Source organism: Vibrio sp. YT-17 (genome assembly GCF_033337375.1).
Lineage (GTDB): Bacteria > Pseudomonadota > Gammaproteobacteria > Enterobacterales > Vibrionaceae > Vibrio > Vibrio alginolyticus.
In genome coordinates, this window is sequence record NZ_JAWOQP010000042.1 from 1 (window position 1) to 20,146 (window position 20,146).

At 44.5% G+C, this 20,146-nt stretch carries 16 protein-coding genes; 12 read left to right on the top strand and 4 right to left on the bottom strand.

Annotated elements, in window-relative coordinates:
- Positions 1-279: 279 nt before the first annotated feature.
- From R7F67_RS23130 to R7F67_RS23155, 6 genes are all read left to right on the top strand, one after another.
- A complete protein-coding gene (locus R7F67_RS23130) occupies positions 280-948 on the top strand; it encodes a LuxR C-terminal-related transcriptional regulator (protein WP_021707603.1) in 669 nt (222 codons plus the stop codon).
- Between the two features lie 228 nt (positions 949-1,176).
- On the top strand, positions 1,177-1,833 hold the full coding sequence (locus R7F67_RS23135; RefSeq protein WP_031777174.1) for a LuxR C-terminal-related transcriptional regulator: 657 nt from the start codon (positions 1,177-1,179) through the stop codon (positions 1,831-1,833).
- Positions 1,834-2,039: 206 nt separating this feature from the next.
- Positions 2,040-2,630: a calcium-binding protein gene (locus R7F67_RS23140; protein WP_005375168.1), complete on the top strand. Its 591-nt coding sequence runs from the start codon at positions 2,040-2,042 to the stop codon at positions 2,628-2,630.
- Between the two features lie 152 nt (positions 2,631-2,782).
- The gene (locus R7F67_RS23145; protein ID WP_042521608.1) at positions 2,783-4,501 is read left to right on the top strand and encodes a type I secretion system permease/ATPase; all 1,719 of its coding nucleotides are present in this window, start codon (positions 2,783-2,785) and stop codon (positions 4,499-4,501) included.
- Positions 4,476-5,816: an HlyD family type I secretion periplasmic adaptor subunit gene (locus tag R7F67_RS23150; protein ID WP_005375170.1), complete on the top strand. Its 1,341-nt coding sequence runs from the start codon at positions 4,476-4,478 to the stop codon at positions 5,814-5,816. Before R7F67_RS23145 ends, R7F67_RS23150 begins: the two co-directional genes overlap by 26 nt.
- 95 nt (positions 5,817-5,911) lie before the next feature.
- Positions 5,912-6,760 (top strand): mechanosensitive ion channel family protein, encoded by an 849-nt coding sequence (locus R7F67_RS23155; RefSeq protein WP_005375171.1) that lies wholly within the window; start codon positions 5,912-5,914, stop codon positions 6,758-6,760.
- A gap of 95 nt (positions 6,761-6,855) precedes the next feature.
- On the opposite strand, the gene fhuB is transcribed toward R7F67_RS23155, so the two are convergent.
- From fhuB to R7F67_RS23175, 4 genes are read right to left on the bottom strand one after another with little or no spacing between them, the layout of a single operon-like run.
- A complete protein-coding gene (gene fhuB, locus R7F67_RS23160; RefSeq protein ID WP_318057396.1) occupies positions 6,856-8,823 on the bottom strand; it encodes a Fe(3+)-hydroxamate ABC transporter permease FhuB in 1,968 nt (655 codons plus the stop codon).
- Entirely contained in the window at positions 8,820-9,749 is a 930-nt protein-coding gene (locus R7F67_RS23165) for an iron-siderophore ABC transporter substrate-binding protein (RefSeq protein ID WP_052484250.1), read from the bottom strand. Before R7F67_RS23165 ends, fhuB begins: the two co-directional genes overlap by 4 nt.
- On the bottom strand, positions 9,740-10,525 hold the full coding sequence (locus R7F67_RS23170; RefSeq protein WP_042521606.1) for an ABC transporter ATP-binding protein: 786 nt from the start codon (positions 10,523-10,525) through the stop codon (positions 9,740-9,742). The genes R7F67_RS23165 and R7F67_RS23170 overlap by 10 nt, the downstream gene beginning before the upstream one ends.
- Positions 10,526-10,576: 51 nt before the next feature.
- Positions 10,577-12,679 (bottom strand): TonB-dependent siderophore receptor, encoded by a 2,103-nt coding sequence (locus R7F67_RS23175; protein ID WP_025768541.1) that lies wholly within the window; start codon positions 12,677-12,679, stop codon positions 10,577-10,579.
- A gap of 145 nt (positions 12,680-12,824) precedes the next feature.
- On the opposite strand from R7F67_RS23175, the gene R7F67_RS23180 reads away from it, so the two are divergent.
- From R7F67_RS23180 to R7F67_RS23205, 6 genes are all read left to right on the top strand, one after another.
- Positions 12,825-14,678 (top strand): ABC transporter ATP-binding protein, encoded by a 1,854-nt coding sequence (locus R7F67_RS23180; protein WP_042521744.1) that lies wholly within the window; start codon positions 12,825-12,827, stop codon positions 14,676-14,678.
- A 237-nt stretch (positions 14,679-14,915) separates the two neighbouring features.
- The gene (locus R7F67_RS23185; protein ID WP_042521742.1) at positions 14,916-15,950 is read left to right on the top strand and encodes a DUF4118 domain-containing protein; all 1,035 of its coding nucleotides are present in this window, start codon (positions 14,916-14,918) and stop codon (positions 15,948-15,950) included.
- Complete coding sequence (locus tag R7F67_RS23190) at positions 15,947-16,645, top strand: response regulator transcription factor (RefSeq protein ID WP_017635309.1); 699 nt, start codon at positions 15,947-15,949, stop codon at positions 16,643-16,645. The genes R7F67_RS23185 and R7F67_RS23190 overlap by 4 nt, the downstream gene beginning before the upstream one ends.
- Before the next feature lie 151 nt (positions 16,646-16,796).
- On the top strand, positions 16,797-17,450 hold the full coding sequence (locus R7F67_RS23195) for a potassium channel family protein (RefSeq protein WP_005375180.1): 654 nt from the start codon (positions 16,797-16,799) through the stop codon (positions 17,448-17,450).
- Position 17,451: 1 nt separating this feature from the next.
- Positions 17,452-18,816, top strand: a complete 1,365-nt coding sequence (locus R7F67_RS23200) for a TrkH family potassium uptake protein (protein WP_025768536.1) — start codon at positions 17,452-17,454, stop codon at positions 18,814-18,816.
- 247 nt (positions 18,817-19,063) lie between these two features.
- Entirely contained in the window at positions 19,064-19,990 is a 927-nt protein-coding gene (locus tag R7F67_RS23205) for a LysR substrate-binding domain-containing protein (protein WP_005385892.1), read from the top strand.
- The last annotated feature ends 156 nt before the right edge of the window (positions 19,991-20,146 follow it).

A 20,146-nucleotide genomic window follows, 5' to 3' on the forward strand; every position in this document is an offset into this window, starting at 1 on the left:
GTTCTTTTAGTTGTTGATTTCATAACACTCTCCAATTTTGGGGGTGGAAAGTGTCAACCTTATTTAGGACGGCACAGCTCAAACACAAAAAGGGAGTTTATACTCCCTTTTTTAATGTGTGAAAAATGCTAATACCTCTCACATACTTGCCACTTAAAAATTATTGACACTTCAATGAGTTATTAATTAGTACTAGTGATTTTCATACTTGACAATACTACCGCTCTATCTAAATCTATTGCGTATTTCAATAAAAACGACCAAGGGAATGCGATCAGGATGGAGCAGCAAAAAAAAAGAAACGTTATTTTAATCACGGAGGGAAGTCTACAGTCATCTCTGTTGAAAGATGTATTGGAGACCAAACTCGGTATTAGTGTTGCTCTAATCACGCCAGATAATCTGATTCACGGAGTGTTACATGAATCTCTTGCATCAGCCATTATTGTTGATTGCAGCGTGATCACGGATGAAATTTTTCGCCGTTATGCGGAGTTTAAAGCGGCCAAGCAGAAAGACACGCTTGAAATCTTAATTAATTGTGAGCAATCCATATCGACAGAAGATCTCTTTGCTTGGCGTACTTTGGCCGGTATTTTCTATACCTCTGATGATATAAAAACGTTGCAAGTTGGTATTGGTAAGGTGCTTCAAGGAGATATGTGGTTCAGCCGTAAGTTTTCTCAGCAGTACATTACTTACCTTCGTCGACATTGCAAACCTATAAATAAGAATGTTTCCGCTATTCTGACCAAACGAGAGCAACAAATAATTACCTTTCTTTCCATGGGGGCGTCCAATCAACAAATCGCCGAACAATTATTTGTCAGCGAGAATACGGTAAAAACGCATTTACATAATATTTTCAAGAAGATTGATGTGAAAAATAGAGTTCAAGCACTTATTTGGGCAAAGGAAAATATTTCAGACAACTCGTTAACGGTGTAATGCTATTGCAATATTAGGTTGCCTAATTTAGTAAACTCTTAATAATTTCTGTGACCTGAATGTGTTAAAAGTGTTTCTTTTATGAGAAACACTTTTTTTGGTTCTCTTTTTAATAACTTTAGAATTTAAAAAAGTAGCAAATAACTTTACTCTGTGAACTAGCACTTACATATCAAACTAAGTGCTGACGATTAACTACTAATTTAAGAATGTTAAGTCACTGAAAGTATGAGAAACATTATGGAACAGTATATGGAAAAGCCTGAAATCCTAATGCTCACTCAACAAAGTTTACAGAGTGAAAACTTTAAGGAAATGCTTTCTAAAAATACAGAAACTAAAATAACGATCATTGATACTAAAAACCCTAGTTATCATGAACTCATTCCGGAACGCTACTTTTTGCTTGTTGATTTTTCAGTTGAGATTCCTTCCGAAACTTTAGTTTATTTAAAAGATAGTAATAAAGTGCTAGGAACCATAATGCTTAATCTAGGTTATGACTTAGACACAGAAGAACTCGCTTCTTGGCCTCATGTAAAAGGTATATTTGGTCCAGGAGATTCAATGGACAAGGTTTGTCAGGGATTAAAAGCAATAATAAAAGGGGATAATTGGCTGTCTCGAAGATTACTTGATCAGCTAGTAAATTATTATCGAGGCAGAGAAGTAAATAGCATTATCGAACCTGCTATTGAGGTTGAGCTTACTCGGCGTGAAGTTCAGGTTTTAAAAATGTTGAAAGAAGGTGGTTCAAATATGGAAATCGCTGATTCTTTATTTATCAGCGAGCATACTATTAAATCACATCTATACAATATTTTTAGAAAGTTAGAAGTAAAGAACCGTACGCAAGCTACAAGTTGGGCTAAGAGAAACCTGTAGTACTAGTATTAACTTGCTGTAATAAAAAGAAAATACTCTATAAAGTACTAAATTTTATATTTATTATTAAAATGTCAGTCTGAAATATCATCCCATATTCAAACTTATTCCTATTCAGTTGACTATTAGACTTCTCATGTCGTGACGAATCTAGTCAGACGTGGAACAGAAGGTCTATTCAATTAATAAGCTAAGAGGGAATAAAAATGAGCGCAAGTGACAATGACACGTATTTAGGCGATGCAGGTGTAAATAACCAATTTGCTGATTTCGATGGCGGCGATGATTTGTTTATCGGTTTTGGTGGTAATGACTCGTTTGTTGGCGGTGGCGGTAATGATTATGTGATCGGCGGCGACGGCGACGATCGCCTAACTGGTGGTGCTGGAGATGACATCCTTAGGGCTGGTACAGGAAACGACTACCTCGGCGGTGGTACCGGTAATGACTTGCTGTTGGGTTTGTTGGGTGACAATAAATTAAATGGTGGTGTCGGTGAAGATATTCTTGTTGCTGGTTCTGGTGACAACGTTTTAGTTGGCGGCAGCAATGGCGATAAGTTTGTGTTCACGGATAAGTTTGGTGGCCATGGCGAAGCCAAAGTTGTTGATTTCACCATTGGTGAAGACTCTTTGCACATCATTAGCGACTCTGTCACTGACTTTGGTGATTTAAGCTTTAGCTACGATGCAGTTGGGAATGCAGTGTTTACCGATGGGGCTGATCTAACAGTGAAACTTATTGGCGTGACTGAAACTGACATCAACACCTATGGTGCAGATCTGTTCGTAATCTAAACGACTGAAAATAACTCTGGATGGGAATTAGTTTGCGTGGCTCTGCCATGCTGAGGTGAACTAATCGGACACTCTAGAGCGATTTGAGGTTACCTTAAGCTAGGCGCTAGTATTTCTGGCGCCTACAATTTTCACGTTAAACGGAAGTAGTCGTGCAAAAAACGGTTTTCAAAGAAGTGAAACAAAAACTATGCACGCTTGCGGGCTTGCTGATCGTTTTTAGCCTTTTTATCAACTTATTGGTTCTCTCGATTCCGTTGTACATGCTTCAAGTGTACAACCGAGTTATATCCTCCTACTCAACCGATACTTTATTCTTGCTCACTGTCATCGTAATTGTCGCGCTGTTAACCATGTCCATCATCGACATTGCACGAGCACAAATGAGTAAATCTTTTGGTTATTGGATGGACACAAAACTCTCCGCTTTCATGCTCAAGCGCACGATTCAATATCAATCACATACTGGGAAGAGTTATACCTCGCAAACTCTGAGAGACATTCAGAACATCAAAAGCTTTTTGAGCAGTCAAGCACCTTATCCACTGTTGGATGCGCCCTGGACACCGCTATTTATTTTATTTGTGTATTTATTGCACCCGATACTAGGTCACATCGCGTTACTTGGATCTATCGTATTGTTTAGCCTAGGTCTGCTTAATGAGCTAATGACGCGTAAAACAATGCAAGAGAGCGAAGTCAGAGCGATTTCTCATATCAACAACGCAGAATTAGCCACGCAAAACTCCAATTCAATTCTCGCAATGGGGATGATGAATGCATTTTTAGAGAAGTGGCAGTCGCGCGTGAGCGAAGTGAATGTGCTTGAAGAGCGAGTTGCAGGTAAGTCTATCTACATGGCTAACTTTTCTAAGTTTGTGCGTGGCTCATTACAGATATTTTTACTGGGAGGTGGTGCATGGTTAGTTATCCAACATGAGATAACGGCAGGGGCGATGATCGCGAGCTCCATATTAATGAGTCGGGCATTATCGCCGATGGAGCAGGCGATAGGCACGTGGCGAAGCGCGATGTCTGCTAAAGGCGCCTATAAAAGGTTGAAAGAAATCGATGCGATCGTGCGCCAAGATGAATCAGATATGCCACTGCCTAAACCAAAAGGACACTATGAGCTTACCGGACTGGCCTATCGCCATCCTGGAGCAACCGAACCAGTGCTCTCATCGCTCAGCTTATCGATTCCTCCGGGTGTTGCTGTTGGGGTGATTGGCCCTTCTGGTACGGGTAAATCGACGTTTGCTCGGCTGTTATTAGGTACGGTTAAGCCATTAGCGGGTAAAGTGACTCTTGATGGAATGGAAGTCTCCGTATGGGCATCTGAAGATCGCGGCGTGCATTTTGGGTATCTCGCTCAAGAGGTGGAGTTATTTCCTGGCACAATTCGAGAGAACATCGCGCGCTTTAAAGAAGAAGACCCCGCTAAAGTCATCAAGGCGGCTCAACTAGCAGGATGTCATGAATTAATACTCAAGAAAAACAAAGGCTATGATTGCATTATTGGTGAAAATGGCCGTGGTTTATCTGGGGGGGAAAGGCAGAGAATCGCTCTTGCAAGAGCCGTTTATGGCGACCCTTCTATTGTGATTTTCGATGAAGCGAATGCCAACCTCGATGGTGAGGGAGAGGCTGCGTATCAACGTTTGATTGCCCATTTAAAAGCACAGAGTACAACGATTATCGTCATTGCTCACAATCCGAGCACGTTACGACAAATGGATAGGCTCTTGTATTTGGCTGACGGCCGAGTCAAGTTATACGGCGCTAAAGATGAAGTATTAAAACGTTTGATGGGCGAAGAAAGAACAGATATCCCAAGGGTAAGAAATGAGCAATCAACTGCCAACCGTTAATCAGAGTTCTACCGAGATCGTATATCGTTTTAGCCCCAAAGCGAGACTAAACTTTCGAAAACCAATTTTACTCGGTGTGGTGACCTTAAGTGTTTTTCTTGGAGGCCTTGGCTACTGGGCTGCAACAGCCAAATTAGAAAGTGCAGCGATTGCTTATGGTGATTTGTCAGTTCTCACTAAGCGACAAGAAATTCAGCATTTAGAAGGCGGTATTATTGAAAAGCTATATGTACAGGAAGGGGATTTAGTCGAAAAAGGTCAGTTATTAATTCAACTTTCTAAGCGTCAAGCTATGGCTAAGTTGGACTCGTTAAGTGGTCGTTTTATCCATACTCTAGCAAAGGAAAACCGTTTAAGTGCGGAGCTTGATGAGCTTCCAACGATTGTATGGTCTGATGATCTTGAAAGCATTCCCCGTGTCGATATCGTACAAGAAGCACAACTGGTTCAAAACAAGATCTTTGAAGCGAGAAAGCGATTCTTTGATAGTAAACTGAGTATCATTGAGCAGAGTATTTCTGGAGCAAATTTAGAGCTTGAAAACCTTCAGCAAACCAAAGTGATTGAGACGGAACGGCTCAACTTTATTGCTGAAGAAATAGACAGCAACCAAGCCTTGGTGCAAAAAGGTTTCTCGGGAAAATCTACTTTACTTCAACTCAAGCGCTTAGCAGCGGAGGTGAGAAGTACCTTAAGCCAGTTAGATAGGCAGTCGCTCACCGTTAGAAAAAGGTTAGATGAGAACCTAGCGCAAATTGAAGAGTTGAAGCTTGAAAGGCTGAATGAGATTGTCGAGGAACTACGAAATACCAAAACGGAAATTGTCGCAATTCGGGAAGAATATCGCTCCGCTCAAGATATTGTCGCAAGAACAACGATCAACGCACCTATTTCTGGTCGCGTAGTCAACATGCAAGTGTTTACCGAAAAAGGTGTGATTGGCTCGGGTGAAACGTTACTAGAACTGGTCCCGCAAGACGATAAGTTGTTAGTCGAGGCTCGTGTTAATCCTCAGGATATTGATTTAGTGAATCCAGGCCAGCAAGCGCATGTTCGTCTGACCGCTCTGAATGCACGGACGTTGGCACCTTTAGACGGTACTGTGCTGACGATTTCTGCCGATAAGCTCTCGCAAGAAAACCAAGAAGATTTTTATCTCGCTAGAATTGCAATTTCACCGGAAGATGTGACAAAACATCGTTTAACCTCAGGCATGAATGCCGAAGTGCTTATTTTATCTGAGCCACGAACGCCATTGAGCTACCTAATAAAGCCAATTACAGAAAGCATGAATCGCGCCTTCAGAGAGGAGTAATTTCAAAAAGACTTGAGTGAGCACGGACAACAGACAAAATAATTTGTTATCGTTAGCTGTTACTGGGCCGTATTTTTATTCGAGGGAGCCGTGGAATGGAGAAAGTGCAGTTAGTTGTCGATTTTCTTCTCACTCATAAATTGATTTTTACCGCACTGATCTTTGCGATTATGTGGTTAATTCGTCGTGCAATTTTATCGATGATTCGTGGTGATCACGCTTTTCTCTCAGAAGATCAGCGTAGTTGGATGTCCAGAACTAAAAATGGCACCTTTGCTGTTACATTACTGATTTTATTTATTTTATGGCAATCAGAAATTAACGAGTTTGCTCTGAGTGTAACGGCGATTGCCGTTGCCATTGTAGTGGCATCCAAAGAAATCATTTTGTGTTTTACGGGTTCGATTCAAAGAGCAAGTTCACGTTCTTTTCGCGTTGGGGACTGGATTGAGGTCGGGAAGTTATGCGGTGAAGTGATTGAGCACAATATGATGGCGACGGTGATTCAAGAGATCGACCTGCATCACGGGCAATATCATTACACCGGCAAAACAGCGACATTGCCTAATAGTATGTTCTTTACCTATCCAGTAAAGAACCTCAACTTCATGAAGCGGTACGTTTACCACAACTTTTCTGTAGTGGTGAAAGACTTCGTCAATTTGTATCCACTGTTACCGATTTTAACTGATAAAATTGAAGAACATTGCAGTTACTTTGCTGATGTTGCACATCGTTACAATGCGATGATTGAAAAACATGCTGGTGTTGACCTTCCTGGTTCTGAGCCACATATGCATATTTCTAGTAACATTAATGGCGAACAAATTCTGCACGTGATGATTTTCTGCCCAACCGATAAAGCGAACCACTTAGAGCATTTAATTCGTAAGGACTTTATGGAACTTTATGAGCAACGTTTTCCTGTAGTGCGAGAAGAATAGAGCATCGTACTTCGCCTTTAATTTCAAACCCCGCTATCAAAATAGCGGGGTTTGTGTTTCTTAGCGTATTTTTAGGCAGTCAAAATATTCCCAACTTAGCTGAATTTACTCTTCAGCATTAAAAATAGGAAGTAAGTGCTGCCTATAATAGCGACCAACGTGCCAGCTGCGACCTGACTTGGATAAATAGCGATTTGTCCTAGCCAATCTGCCCACAACATTAGGGTTGCGCCAATTAAGGCTCCGACACACAGTTGCTCTTTCACTTTTCTTGCTCCTAACATCATCGCCATATGGGGAGCGACCAAGCCAACAAAAGATATTGGACCAACTGTAGCGGTAGAAAAGGCGCATAACAAAGCAACGATGGTGAGCATAAGCGTATTGGCTACGGTAGGGTTAAGCCCTCGTGCATTTGAGAATTGTCGCCCGATGGAAATTAGTGTTAGCCAACGAGAAATCGAGAATACAGCGGCAAGCAGAACTATTATGGCCAAACATAACATCAGTGCGGTGTCGGCTGTGACTCGATAAATAGAACCAGTTAGCCACAATAAAATTTTGTAACTGTCACCTGAGCCTTGAGCTAGCGAAAATTGAACGAGGGCTTCTAATAGTGCCGTTAGTGCGATGCCGGACAACACGAAGTTAGATGGATTAAAATGGCTTCGTTTACCGATAACCAGCAATAACATCAATACGGACATACTTCCGAAAAAAGCGATACCCCAGCTAAATGCGGAGAGAAGCGACCCAGCGATGACTCCTGTCGTAATAATGGCAAACGTGGCTCCGGAAGACACACCGAGAATATCGGGACTTGCCAGAGGGTTGTAAACTATGCGTTGCAAAATGATTCCGGCAACGGATAGCGCAATACCGACAGAAAGTGCGGTTAACATGCGCGGCCAGCGCAATTGCCATTGGAACTCACCTGGCACAGACCATTGAATTCCGTTTATACCATGGGTAACGAATGAGTAAGCTAGAATCCCAACCAGACTGAATAGCGCAATGCTGCATACCGCGCGTTTAGAAAGCGTCGTTTTTCCTTGGCTCATTGAAAGGTTAAGTTGATCGGTTGCCGTCAGTTTTTTACGAGTAAACCAAATTAAAGCGGGAGCGCCAATAGCTGCAGCCGCTACGCCGCTAGGAATGGTTTCCTCTAACCATAAGCTCAGCGAGATAGCGGCAGAGTCTGTGATGATTAGTAGCATTGCGCCCAAAAGCATGCTGCTGATCAATTCGTCGCGCGGTGTTCTTGCCCCCATCGCTCTGGCAATATTGGGTGTCAGTAATCCGATGAAGCTGATAATACCAACTGCGGTGATGGAGGCAGATACCAGCCAAATACCCATCACCATTAACGCACCAAACGCGGGTAATACCGCTAAGCCTCGGGCTGCTGCGCCTTCTTGTCCTAGTTTCATTAAGGTCAGAATACGTGGTGCGACGATCAAAATTACGATTGCGATAGCGCAGCGAGGCAATAACCACTCAAACCAATCCCAGCTGTATTGAGAGAGGTCTCCTGCTCCCCACATAAAAATATTCTGTGCGAACTGGGCGTTTAAAATAATAATGGCTGTGGCGATAGAACCGAGCAAGATATTGATCACCATCCCCGAAACGACCAACGGCAAACCTGTCATATTACGCACACCGGCAATTGATACGATCAGGCCAAACGCCACTAAAGCCCCAAACATTGCGGCTAATGCAGAGTAATCGGCGACCCAATCGACGAACCAAATGTTTACCACGACTAATGCAAGCCAAGCACCAGAAGAGGTGCCAAGAGTCAACGGCGAGGTGAGGTTATTCTGCGTTAATTGCTGCATTAAGCTGCCGGTGAGACCAAGCATGGCACCAACAAGCAGGGTCATACTTAACCTAGGAAGCTGCGCTTGCGTAAAGAATACGTCACGAAACTCGGTTGCTACCTCTGGTTTTGTTAATAATTGCCATTGTTCGAAAAGTGATAAATTAGTATCAATTTGTAGGCTAAAGACGCTAAGTAATGTAATCAGCGCCAGATAACCAATATAATGTTTCGTTCTCATTGTTCTGGTGCCAACTCTATTAGACTGTCGGTAATCGCTTCAGCGGTGTATTGCAAAGACATGGCACCGCCATACGCCCACACTGCTCTGACTGAATTTACCCGCTGCTTTTTCACAAACGGCATCGCTTGCCAAAGTGGCGACTCTTTCAGTTTTCGTTCTTCTGGGAAAGGTTGTACGTAGAGAACGTAGCTGTTTTGAAGGCTCTGAAGCCGATTGATTCGATCTTGCTTTACTCCCCACGCACGTGGGTCCTCTTTAATTGGAGCCTGTAATCCCAGTTTTCTAACCACGTAGTCAGTGGTGGAGTTTTCGGTTGCAAGTAATACAGTATTCGGGGTTGAAAATCGCATCACAAGAACGCTGAGTGGAGCAGAGTAATAGTGGCGAATTCGCTGGCGCATCTGCGCAAATGAAGCATCTAATTCTGCCAGTTTCTGTTCAGCAAGTGCCTCTTTATTGAATAGCTTGCTGAGTGTACGAAAGTGACGAATGGCCGTTTCAGCTGCGGCCTCATTTTCAGAAAAATTAGGTAAATAGATTACCGGAGCAATTTGTTTGAGTAACGGAATCAAGTCTTGCTGTGGAGACGCAGCAAGGATGACATCTGGTTTCAAACTGGCTATTTTTTCTAAGTTGGGCTCTGCTCGGGTTCCAATATCTTCAATTGACTCTGGTGCAGTTGGATTGACGACCCATTGGCGGTAGCCTGGTAAATTTGGGGCTGCGATTGGTTCTACGTTTAGCGCCAAAACTTGTTCTAAGATGTCCCAGTTTAAGGCAACAACGCGTTGAGGCGCTTGCTCAAAACTATGCTCACCATATTCATCGGTAACGGTGATGACTGCATGTGCATTGGTCATAAAAAATACGAGGAGAAAAGCAGATTGTGTAACCACAGTAAGTAAACGAGCCATTATGCGCATACAACAGCCACCTTTTGGCTCGCTAATGTGTTAGCCGGGCTTGGGTGTTCAATCAGCTTAATTGGTGACTCATATAGTTTAGAAAGGCGTGCCTCGTCTAACAACATGTCGGCGTTGCCTTCAAAGGCAATCTTACCTTTTTTGAGCGCAACAATGTGGGTGGCGTAGCGCAGTGCTAAGTTCAGATCGTGCAGGATCACGATAATGCCTACATTCTCGGTTCGATTCAGTTCTGCCAGCAGCGCCATTAGTTGAAACTGATGGTGAACATCGAGCGCCGAGGTTGGCTCATCGAGAATTAAAATTGGCGATTGTTGAGCCAGTAGCATAGACACCCAAGCACGTTGGCGCTCGCCGCCCGATAAGTCATCCGCCAAAGCTTGAGCAAAAGGTGTAACCCCTGTTCGTTCCATAGCCTGCGTGATGATCTGTTTGTCTTCAGCTTTCCAACGACCAAGTGCCCCACGCCACGGAAAGCGACCTAAGCGCACTAGCTCTTCTACCGTTAAACCAGCCGAAGAGGGCAGCTTTTGTGGCAAATAGGCGATCTGTTTTGCCAACTCTTTGGTTTTGAGTGATGAAAGGGAAGTATCGTTTAGTGTTACCGTGCCTTTATCTGGTGGCATTTGACCAGAAAGCAGGTTCACCAGTGTCGTCTTACCTGAACCGTTATGGCCTAAAACGACCGTTAGCTCATTTGTTGGGATGTTAAGTTGTTCGATGCCGAGGATCTGACGTCCACCTCGCACGATCTCAATATTAGACAGTTGAAACATGGATGGCTCTTAGGAGAAAACTCCCCTCAATAGAGGGGAGTAGAAGTACAATTACCAGCGGTAGTTTGCGTTTAGCATAACAGAGCGAGACTGGCCGTAGTAACACCAGTAATCGCAACCTGAAACAAACTCTTTATCTAGGATGTTGTTCACGTTTAGCTGTGCTTGCCACTGTGAAGTGATGTCGTAAGTGACTGACGCATCCCAAAGAGTGACAGAAGGAACCGTTAGGTTCGAGCTCTTAGGGTTATCTTTTGACTCACCTACGTAGCGCACACCAGTACCGATATTGAGGCCTGGAATCAGGCTGTAGGCGCTGTAGTCTACCCATGCAGACGCTTGATGCTCAGGAATAAGTGCGGCTTGTTTTTTACCTTGGCCAAAGCTCTCATCTGTTTTCGCTTTAGTGTAGGTGTAGCTTGCCATCAGTTTTAGATCGTCGGTTAGCTGCGCCGTGCTTTCTAGCTCAATACCTTGAGATGTCACTTCACCTGTTTGTGTCGCAATCCATGTTGATGGGTTAGTGACCAACGCGTTCTTTTGCGTGATGTCGAACCATGCAAGGTTGATAAAGCCATCCATAAAGCTTGGCTCATACTTTACACCCACTTCTACTTGCTCGCCTTCCAGCGGTTTGTAAAGTTCATTGGTTGCCGCATCAATAGTGCTGATCACTTCAAACGACTGAGAGTAGTTTGCGTAAGGTGACAGGCCATTGTTTGCAAGGTACATCACACCCGCACTTAGAGAGAGCTGACCATCATCACGAGATTCACTTTGATCAACGGTAGCGCCCTTGCCAGAGTTTTCTGTTTTCACCCAGTCGTAACGAGCACCTATGTTACCAATCCACTGTTCATGCAGTTTCAATTGGTATTGTGAATAGAGACTTGCTTGAGATTTCTCAATCTCACGTTTCACGTTGTTGGCAGGATCAAGAGGGGTGAAGTTGCCGTAAACTGGGTTCCACGGGTTGATAGTGCCAAATGCATAGTTGTCTTGCTCGTCGCCATCGGTTTTGTGGAATTGCAGATCCATACCGATAAGCACTGTGTGCTCTGCGTTGTCTGTCATCCAGTTGCCGACAGCATTGTTATCGAACGTGATGCTCTGGTTTTTTCCGTCACGGAATACGATGCCTTGCGTTAACTCTTCTTTCGCTGGATCGTTGTTTGAGAACGCGTAAGAGCTGCGCAAGTACAACTCATTCGAACCGTAGTTGAGGTTTTGCGAGAGTGACCACGTGTCATTGATGTCGTGCTCTAGTAAGTAACCTAGAGAAAACTGCGTGCGTTCGTATTTATCGTAGTTTGGCTGACCAAGGTTAGTCGAAGGATCGATTTTGCCAAAGTTAGAACCAATCAGAGTACCTGCTGCCGGGAAGAATGGGTTAGTTGGTACACCGTCATCATGAAGGTAAGTTGCCAAAACGGTCAGCATTGTACGGTCAGAAATGTCGAACTCGACACTTGGCGCTAGGTAGAAACGCTCGTTATTTGTGCCGTCCAGTTCACCATCTTGGCTTGTCATCAAGCCAACCAAACGATAGCGCACAGTGCCTGCGTCGTTTGCTTCGTCAGCAATGTCAAAACCTACGGATTGGTGTTGGTTGTTGCCAACTTCGACTTTTACTTCGCCTTGAGGCGTAAACGTTGGTTTTTTCTGAACAGCATTCACGATACCGCCTGGTGCCGATTCACCAAACAGAATAGCCGATGGACCTTTAACGACTTCTACACTTTCTAGGCCGTAAGGTTCGACCAACCATGTGTAGTAACCATCGCGGAATAGGCGGTTGCCGTTTAGGTAAGTCGCTGCATCAAATCCACGAACTTTGAACCAATCAGTGTCGTTGTCTGCGCCATAAGGCTGAGCGGTTACACCAGACGTGTAGCGTAATGCTTCATCTAGCTTTTTCGGTGCACGAACACGAAGTTCATCTTCAGAAATGATAGATACGCTGCGCGGCGTTTCTGCTGCAGGGGTTTCTACTTTAAGTGCTTGCGCGGTGACCGTTATGGTCTCCATGGCAATCACGTCATCTTGTACGACGTCTTCTTGAGCTTGTGCTGTGAATGCAACCACTGCTGTAGGTGCTAAAGCACAAACCAACGCGTTGCGGATAGCGATGGTCAGTGAGTTATTCTTTTGCATAAATCTATTCCCGATAATTATGATTAACGCTAAGCTTAATTGTAATTATTATCATTTGAGCTTTTGTTTCGGTATTTTACTGACTTTTGTATCAAAAGATAGTAAAACGTTCGCAAATTCATTCGCGGTACCTAAAGTCATTGTTATGTTCAATTGGTTTGAAAAGCTGACCCAACCCTTTCCCCAGATGGAAACCGAAAAGCCACCGAAGACGCTATTTGGCTTTTGTCGTTTTTACACTCGTGGCTTTGAAGCCCCTTTACTCGTTATGGCTGTGTTCAGTGCGCTTATTGCCATTACTGAGGTGACGCTGTTGCGTTATATGGGCGAGCTCGTCGATATTCTCTCTAATCAAGATCGCGCAACATTCTGGCAAGACCAGGGTGATCGCATGCTAATGATGCTGTTCTTAGTGGCGGTTGTGATGCCAGCTCTCGGTTTTGTCCACTCAATGGTGATGCACCAAACGTTATTGGGTAACTACCCGATGTCTATCCGTTGGTTGATTCACCGTTACTTGCTAAAACAAGCGGTTGGATTTTTCCAGCGTGACTTTGCAGGCCGAGTTGCGACCAAAGTGATGCAAAGTGCGTTAGCGGTACGAGAAACGGTCATGAAGCTGGTGGATGTACTGGTTTATATCAGCGTTTATTTTCTTTCGATGCTCTGGATGATGGGCGAAGCTGATGGTTTGCTAATGTTGCCTATTGTGATTTGGATAGGAATGTACGCGGTTATCCAGTTCTACTTTATCCCTAAAATGAAACAAGTAGCGACGGAGCAAGCGGATGCTCGTTCTGTAATGACTGGGCGCATTGTCGATTCTTACACCAACATATCTACCGTAAAGCTATTCGCGCACTCGCAACGAGAGTTGGAATACGCAGAAAGCAGCATGAAGCAATTTTTGGTGACGGTTTACCGCCAAATGCGCATGGTGACTTGTTTACTGTTTAGTGTGGATGCCATCAACTATTTGCTGCTGATGTCTATTAGTGCCATTTCGGTTTATCTATGGCTAGATCACGCTGTAACAATTGGTGCTATTGCGATTGCCATCAGTATTGCGTTGCGCGTACAAGGTATGTCGAAGTGGATCATGTGGGAAGTTAGCGCACTGTTTGAAAACATCGGTACAGTAGTAGACGGTATTAATACGATTTCAAACGATGTTGAAGTGAAAGACGTACCAAATGCTAAGCCTTTGCAAATCTCTCAAGGTGAGATCTGCTTTGATCACGTAGGTTTTAACTACAGTGATGAGAAGGCAGTATTTGAGAACTTGAATCTGACTATCAAACCGGGCGAAAAAGTCGGCATTGTCGGTCGCTCTGGGGCAGGTAAATCCACGTTGGTCAACTTGTTGCTGCGCTTTTACGACGTAAATAGCGGTAAGATTTGTATTGATGGACAGGACATTTCTCAAGTTGAACAAGAGTCGCTTCGCCAACACATCGGTATGATCACGCAAGACACCTCTTTGCTACATCGCTCAATTAAAGAGAACATTCTTTACGGTGATCCAGATGCTTCAATGGATGCCGTTATCGCAGCTGCTGAGAAAGCACATGCTCATGATTTCATTCAATCTCTACGAGACGAGCAAGGTAACGTTGGTTATGACGTTGAAGTGGGTGAACGCGGTGTGAAGCTGTCTGGTGGTCAGCGTCAACGTGTGGCGATTGCTCGCGTTCTGCTGAAAAACGCGCCAATTTTGATCATGGATGAAGCAACGTCTGCACTTGATTCAGAAGTAGAATCGGCAATTCAAGAAAACCTTGAAGTTCTGATGGAAGGAAAAACAGTGATTGCGATTGCTCACCGTTTATCAACGATTGCCGCGATGGATCGTTTGATTGTAATGGATGACGGCAAAATCATTGAGCAAGGCTCGCATTACGAGCTGCTGCAATTGGGTGGTGTTTACGCTCAGTTGTGGAAGCATCAAACCGGCGGTTTTTTGTCTGAGCAAGGTGATGCTCAACTGCAAGTCATCTAATATGACGCTACACGAAAGAGGAGCAAATGCTCCTCTTTTTTGTGTCTGTCGTTTATACCGAGTAAGTAGGCGTTAATGGGCAACGTTAACTTGTGATTATTCATTGAGTTAGGCCAACTTAATGATGATTATGTTTATAACTCACTGTCGTTATTGAATTTTTTACGCTTTTTTTACGCGAACTCCGAATGGGCTTTTGCTAAAGTTTTCTACATCGAATTTTGGTTGATGTATTTTATGTTTGTTCAATGGCGAGATAACACCTTTCTCTTTTCTACTACCGTGATTGTTGGCGCGGTTGTGGTCTCATGGCTGTTAGACCAACTGTTTGGCTCTACAGCCGCAGTCCTGCTGATTTTACAGTTAGCAGTCGTGGTAGTGGCGTTTCAATGCAACTCGCGATTCGCTTATGCGGCGGCGGTGATCGAAGCGTTGAGCTTCAACTTCTTTTTCACGACGCCTCGTTACTCTTTGCAGATGTTTCGTCCGGAAGACATTTTTAATTTAGTCGTGTTTATGGTGGTGGCATTTATCACCAGCACCTTTGCGGATCTTTATCGTCGCCAGCAGGGAGAATTAAAACAAACCAAGCTGCAAAACAGCATCCTGCTATCGGTGTCCCATGACCTACGCACGCCGTTGGCAACCATTATTGGAACACTGACCACACTCAACGAGTACATGCCCAAGCTCAATGACTTAGAGCGCAAAGAATTGCTCGACAGTGCGACTTCAGAAAGCCACCGCTTGCATCAATATATAGAGAACCTCTTACAGGCGACTAAGCTCCAACACGGCACATTAAAAATTACCAAAAAAGATGAGCCTATTGCGAATATTGTGCGGGATGCGGTTTCTCGTTTGCCGAATTACACCGAGAAAGTATCCATGAATATGGATGATGCCGTTGGCTATTTGTCAGTAAGTCGTTCGCTCATCGAACAAGCGATTTTTAATGTGCTGGATAATGCCATGCGATTTTCACCAGAGAATGAATCTGTCGAGGTTTCACTTTCTAAGCAGGGTTCGTCGTGCGTGATTGATGTTCGGGACATGGGGATTGGCATCAAAGCTGAAGATGCGGAAAAAATATTCAACCTTTTCTATTCCGGTGTGAACAACAAATCGGCCGATTCAGGCACCGGAATGGGACTCGCGGTTGCCAAAGGCATCATCATCGCACACCAAGGAGAGATTCAATCTATGCCAGTATCAGAAGGGACGCTGATCCGCATTCTACTTCCACTCAATCAAGGAGCAGAGCAGGCGTGAGTTACAAAGTTTTAGTCGTGGACGATGAGCCTCGCATTCATACCTTTATTCGAATTTCGCTGTCTGCTGAAGGGTTTGATTACATTGGCGCGAGTACCATTGCAGAAGCCAAAGCGTGTTTCGAAGCACATTCGCCGCACGTCATTCTGCTAGATTTAGGCTTGCCCGACGGCGATGGGAAGGAGTTTCTCACTACGCTTCGTCAGACGTATAAAACGCCAGTGCTAGTGCTGACGGCTCGCGATCAAGAAGAGGAAAAAATCCGCCTTTTAGAAGCGGGCGCAAATGATTACTTGAGCAAGCCTTTTGGCGTAAAAGAGCTCATCGCGCGCATCAAAGTGTTGGTTCGAGATTTGGTGGATGAGCAATCCATCGCTGATGAGCTGGTGGCTGGCCGAGTCAAAATCATCAAAAGTACTCACCAATTTTGGTTAGATCAGAGGGAAATTCCACTCACCAAGAAAGAGTTTTCATTCATTGAACAGTTGATTCTCAAACCGGGAAAACTCATTGAGCAAACTCATTTGCTAGCGGTGATTTGGGGAAAAAGTCATGTCGAAGATACTCACTACTTACGCGTGTTAGTGAGTCAACTACGCAAAAAACTGAACGATAGTGCTGACGAACAGCGGCTCTTAAAAACCGAGCCGGGGCTGGGTTATCGTTTAGTGCTAGAGGCGTCCAAGCACCACTAAATTCCAAATTTAATCAACGTTAATGCCAAGGTTTAGTGCTGGTTATCGGCACTCGAACAGGATTCGTGTTGCCTATTTTCCGTGACGGAAAATCAGTCTAGCCCTTAACGCATTAGCATTTTCTATACATAAAACACAGTTAGGTATTGATATGGCTCACTTTACAGTAATTGGTCTAGGGCGATTTGGCGTTGCCGCCAGCTTAGAACTTATTCATCTTGGACACACCGTAACGGGGGTGGATAGCGACCCGAAAATCGTCGAAAAATACGTCGAGGAGTTAACGCAAGCGGTCATATGTGACGCAACAGACGAAGGTGCACTCAGAGAATTAGCGTTAGCGAACAGTGATGTGGTGTTGGTGGCGATTGGCGAAGACATGCAAGCCAGTTTGTTGTGTACGCTGGCGCTGAAAAATCTGGGTGTGAAATCCATTTGGGTCAAAGCGAGCACCAAAGCGCACCACACCATCGTGTCTAAGCTTGGTGTACAACGCATTATTCATCCGGAAGAGGAGATGGGCGTAAGAGTCGCGCAGGCACTCAACTATCCGATGGTGAACAACTATTTGGAAATGGGTCATGGTTTGTATGTGGTGGAAATCCACGTTAAATCCAATCTGCACGATACACCGCTTTCTAAGTTGATCAGCCGAGGCAGTTACAACATTCAGCCTATCTTGGTGAAGCGCGAAGAAGCCGTCTACACCAATATCAATGATGAGTTTGTGCTTAATGAGTTCGACACGCTGTTGCTTTGTGGTAGTCGCGCTGAGCTGAAATACGTCGCTCCAAGGTTGGTGTAACATGGTTTTGTGGCATCCCTCTATTATCCCGATCGAGCGAAAACCCAAAGCGGGCAAAAAATTGTTGGGCGCACCGCCGCTGATACTTAGCCTCAGCTTTGCGTGCTTGATCATGCTCGGCACGGTCTTACTCAAACTGCCGATTGCCACCACAGAGCCCATCACTTGGATTCAAAGCCTGTTTACAGCAACATCGGCCATTACGGTGACGGGATTAGTTGTGGTGGACACGGGCACGGCGTTTACGCCTTTTGGGCAAGTGGTTATTGCTTTCCTGATTCAATGTGGTGGCCTAGGTTTGATGACGTTTGCTATCGTGACCTTGCTGGCTCTGGGCGGAAAAATTGGCTTTTTGGAGCGAGCAGTCGCGAGAGAGGCGTTCAACCAGACTGATTCATCGACACTCATTGCCACTGCTAAATCTGTATTGATGTTCGCTCTGCTCGTTGAACTTATTGGTTTCACTATTTTGAGCGTTTATTGGAGTGAAGAGCTGGGCTGGGAAACCAGTTTGTTCCATGGTTTCTTCTACACCATCAGTGCGTTTAACAATGCAGGTTTTGCGTTGAGTGCCGATAGCTTAATGCCTTACGTGGACGACCCGGTCGTTAACTTCACCATTACCAGTTTGTTCATTATTGGTGGTTTAGGCTTCTCGGTTTGGATTGACTTAAAACGCAATCGCCGTTGGCATCGACTCACCGTTTACAGTCGAATGATGATCTTAGGCACGATGATCATTAACGTGGTGGCACTTATCGCGATTTATCTGATTGAATATGACAACCCCAACACGCTTGCCCCGTTGAGCGAAGCAGGGAAATGGTGGGCATCGTGGTTTCAAGCGGTGACGCCAAGAACGGCAGGGTTCAACACTTTAGCTATCGATCAGTTGGAAGATGCCACAACGGCGATCATTCTGGTGTTGATGTTTATCGGCGGTGGATCATTGAGTACGGCAAGTGGCATTAAAGTTGTGACATTTATAGTGTTAGTCTTGGCGACTTACAGCTATTTGCGTCGCGATGAAGCAACCTATGCCTTTCAACGCGAGATTCCCAAAGAGACCATCAGCAAGGCATTGGCGCTGACTCTGATCTCGGTGGGGGTGACTTGGTTTGCCATATTCACGCTGTTACTGACAGAGAAAGCGTCTATGTTAGACATTATGTTCGAAGCGGTCTCGGCACTGGGTACGGTTGGGTTATCGCGAGGCTTAACGGGCAGTTTGTCCGAACCGGGTGAGTTAGTGATCATCTTCATGATGTTTATGGGACGATTAGGCCCCCTTACTTTGGCGTACTTCTTAGCCAGTCCAAGAAAGAAAAAAGCGCGTTACGCGAGCACTAAACTGGCAATAGGGTAAATGGGCTAACTCGTACAAAGTGAGCAAAAGGCTAGACAAAAGAGGAGTAACTGCTCCTCTTTTTGTGCTCGTTGTAGCCACGAAACTGTATACGGCAGTCTCTCTCACAACAATTTATGATTCATCTCTATTTTTTATCATTTATAAATTGTCGTTTTTGAGGTGTTGTCCAGAATGGCATTATCCACGTGCAACATAAGATTGCCGGGAATAAAAATAATTACAATACTGCCTTACTGGAAGATACATGAAAATCAAACCCCTCCCACCTTTAAATAGCCTCGTTGCGTTTGAAGCGTCGGCGCGGCACTTGAGTTTTACGTTAGCCGCTGACGAGCTAAACGTGACCCAAGGTGCTATCAGTCGCCAAATTAGACAATTAGAAGAATACTTAGGCAAGGCTATGTTCACGCGAGCCAATCGAAGCATTAATTTAACGCCTACAGGTCTTCAATATTATCAAGCTGTCAGCCAATCTTTGCTCGATATTGCTCAAATCACGGGTGAAGTGAAGAAGTGGCAGGGCGAACAAAAGATCACGGTTGCGACGACAAATGCAATGGCAGCCTTGTGGTTGTTGCCTAAGGTTGCTCAATTTCAAAATGAACATGATGACATCGATATAAGAATATTGGCCTCAGATAATGTGTTGGACTTACGCCGATTAGATTGCGATCTCGCCTTGTTTTATTGTCGCACTCCACCTGCGGAAATGGATGTGACAACGCTATTTTCAGAAGAAGTATTCCCTGTGTGTAGCCCGCTTTATTTAGAGAAAATCGGCCAGCCTAGTGAGCCAGAAGAAATCTTCAATAAAACGTTACTCTATCTGGAGGAGTCTCAAAGAGATTGGGTGAATTGGGAGCAGTGGTTTGCGAGTGTAGGATTGCCAAATATTTCGCCTCGTAATCGCATGAACATCAATAACTATCCAATGCTGTTACAAGCGGCAATTAATGGTCAGGGCATCGCGTTAGCCTGGGGATCATTAGTGGACGACTATTTACAAAGCGGTGCTTTAGTTAGGCCAGTCGAACACGTGCTTTCAACACCTTCCAATTTCTCTATGCTTGAACCTAAAAATAGAGGTTTAATCCCAGCAAGCGTCAAGCGTTTTAGAGAGTGGCTTTTGCAACAGTTGCCAGATGAGGTGGGTGATCGAGGTTTAGCCTAAATCAATAAGCAGAGAAAATAACAGAGTTTGGTCATGTTAAAAAAGCGGGAGTACCAGTTCCCGCTTTGTTTTAATTGATTGTGCCGTCCTAAATAAGGTTGACACTTTCCACCCCCAAAATTGGAGAGTGTTATGAAATCAACAACTAAAAGAACT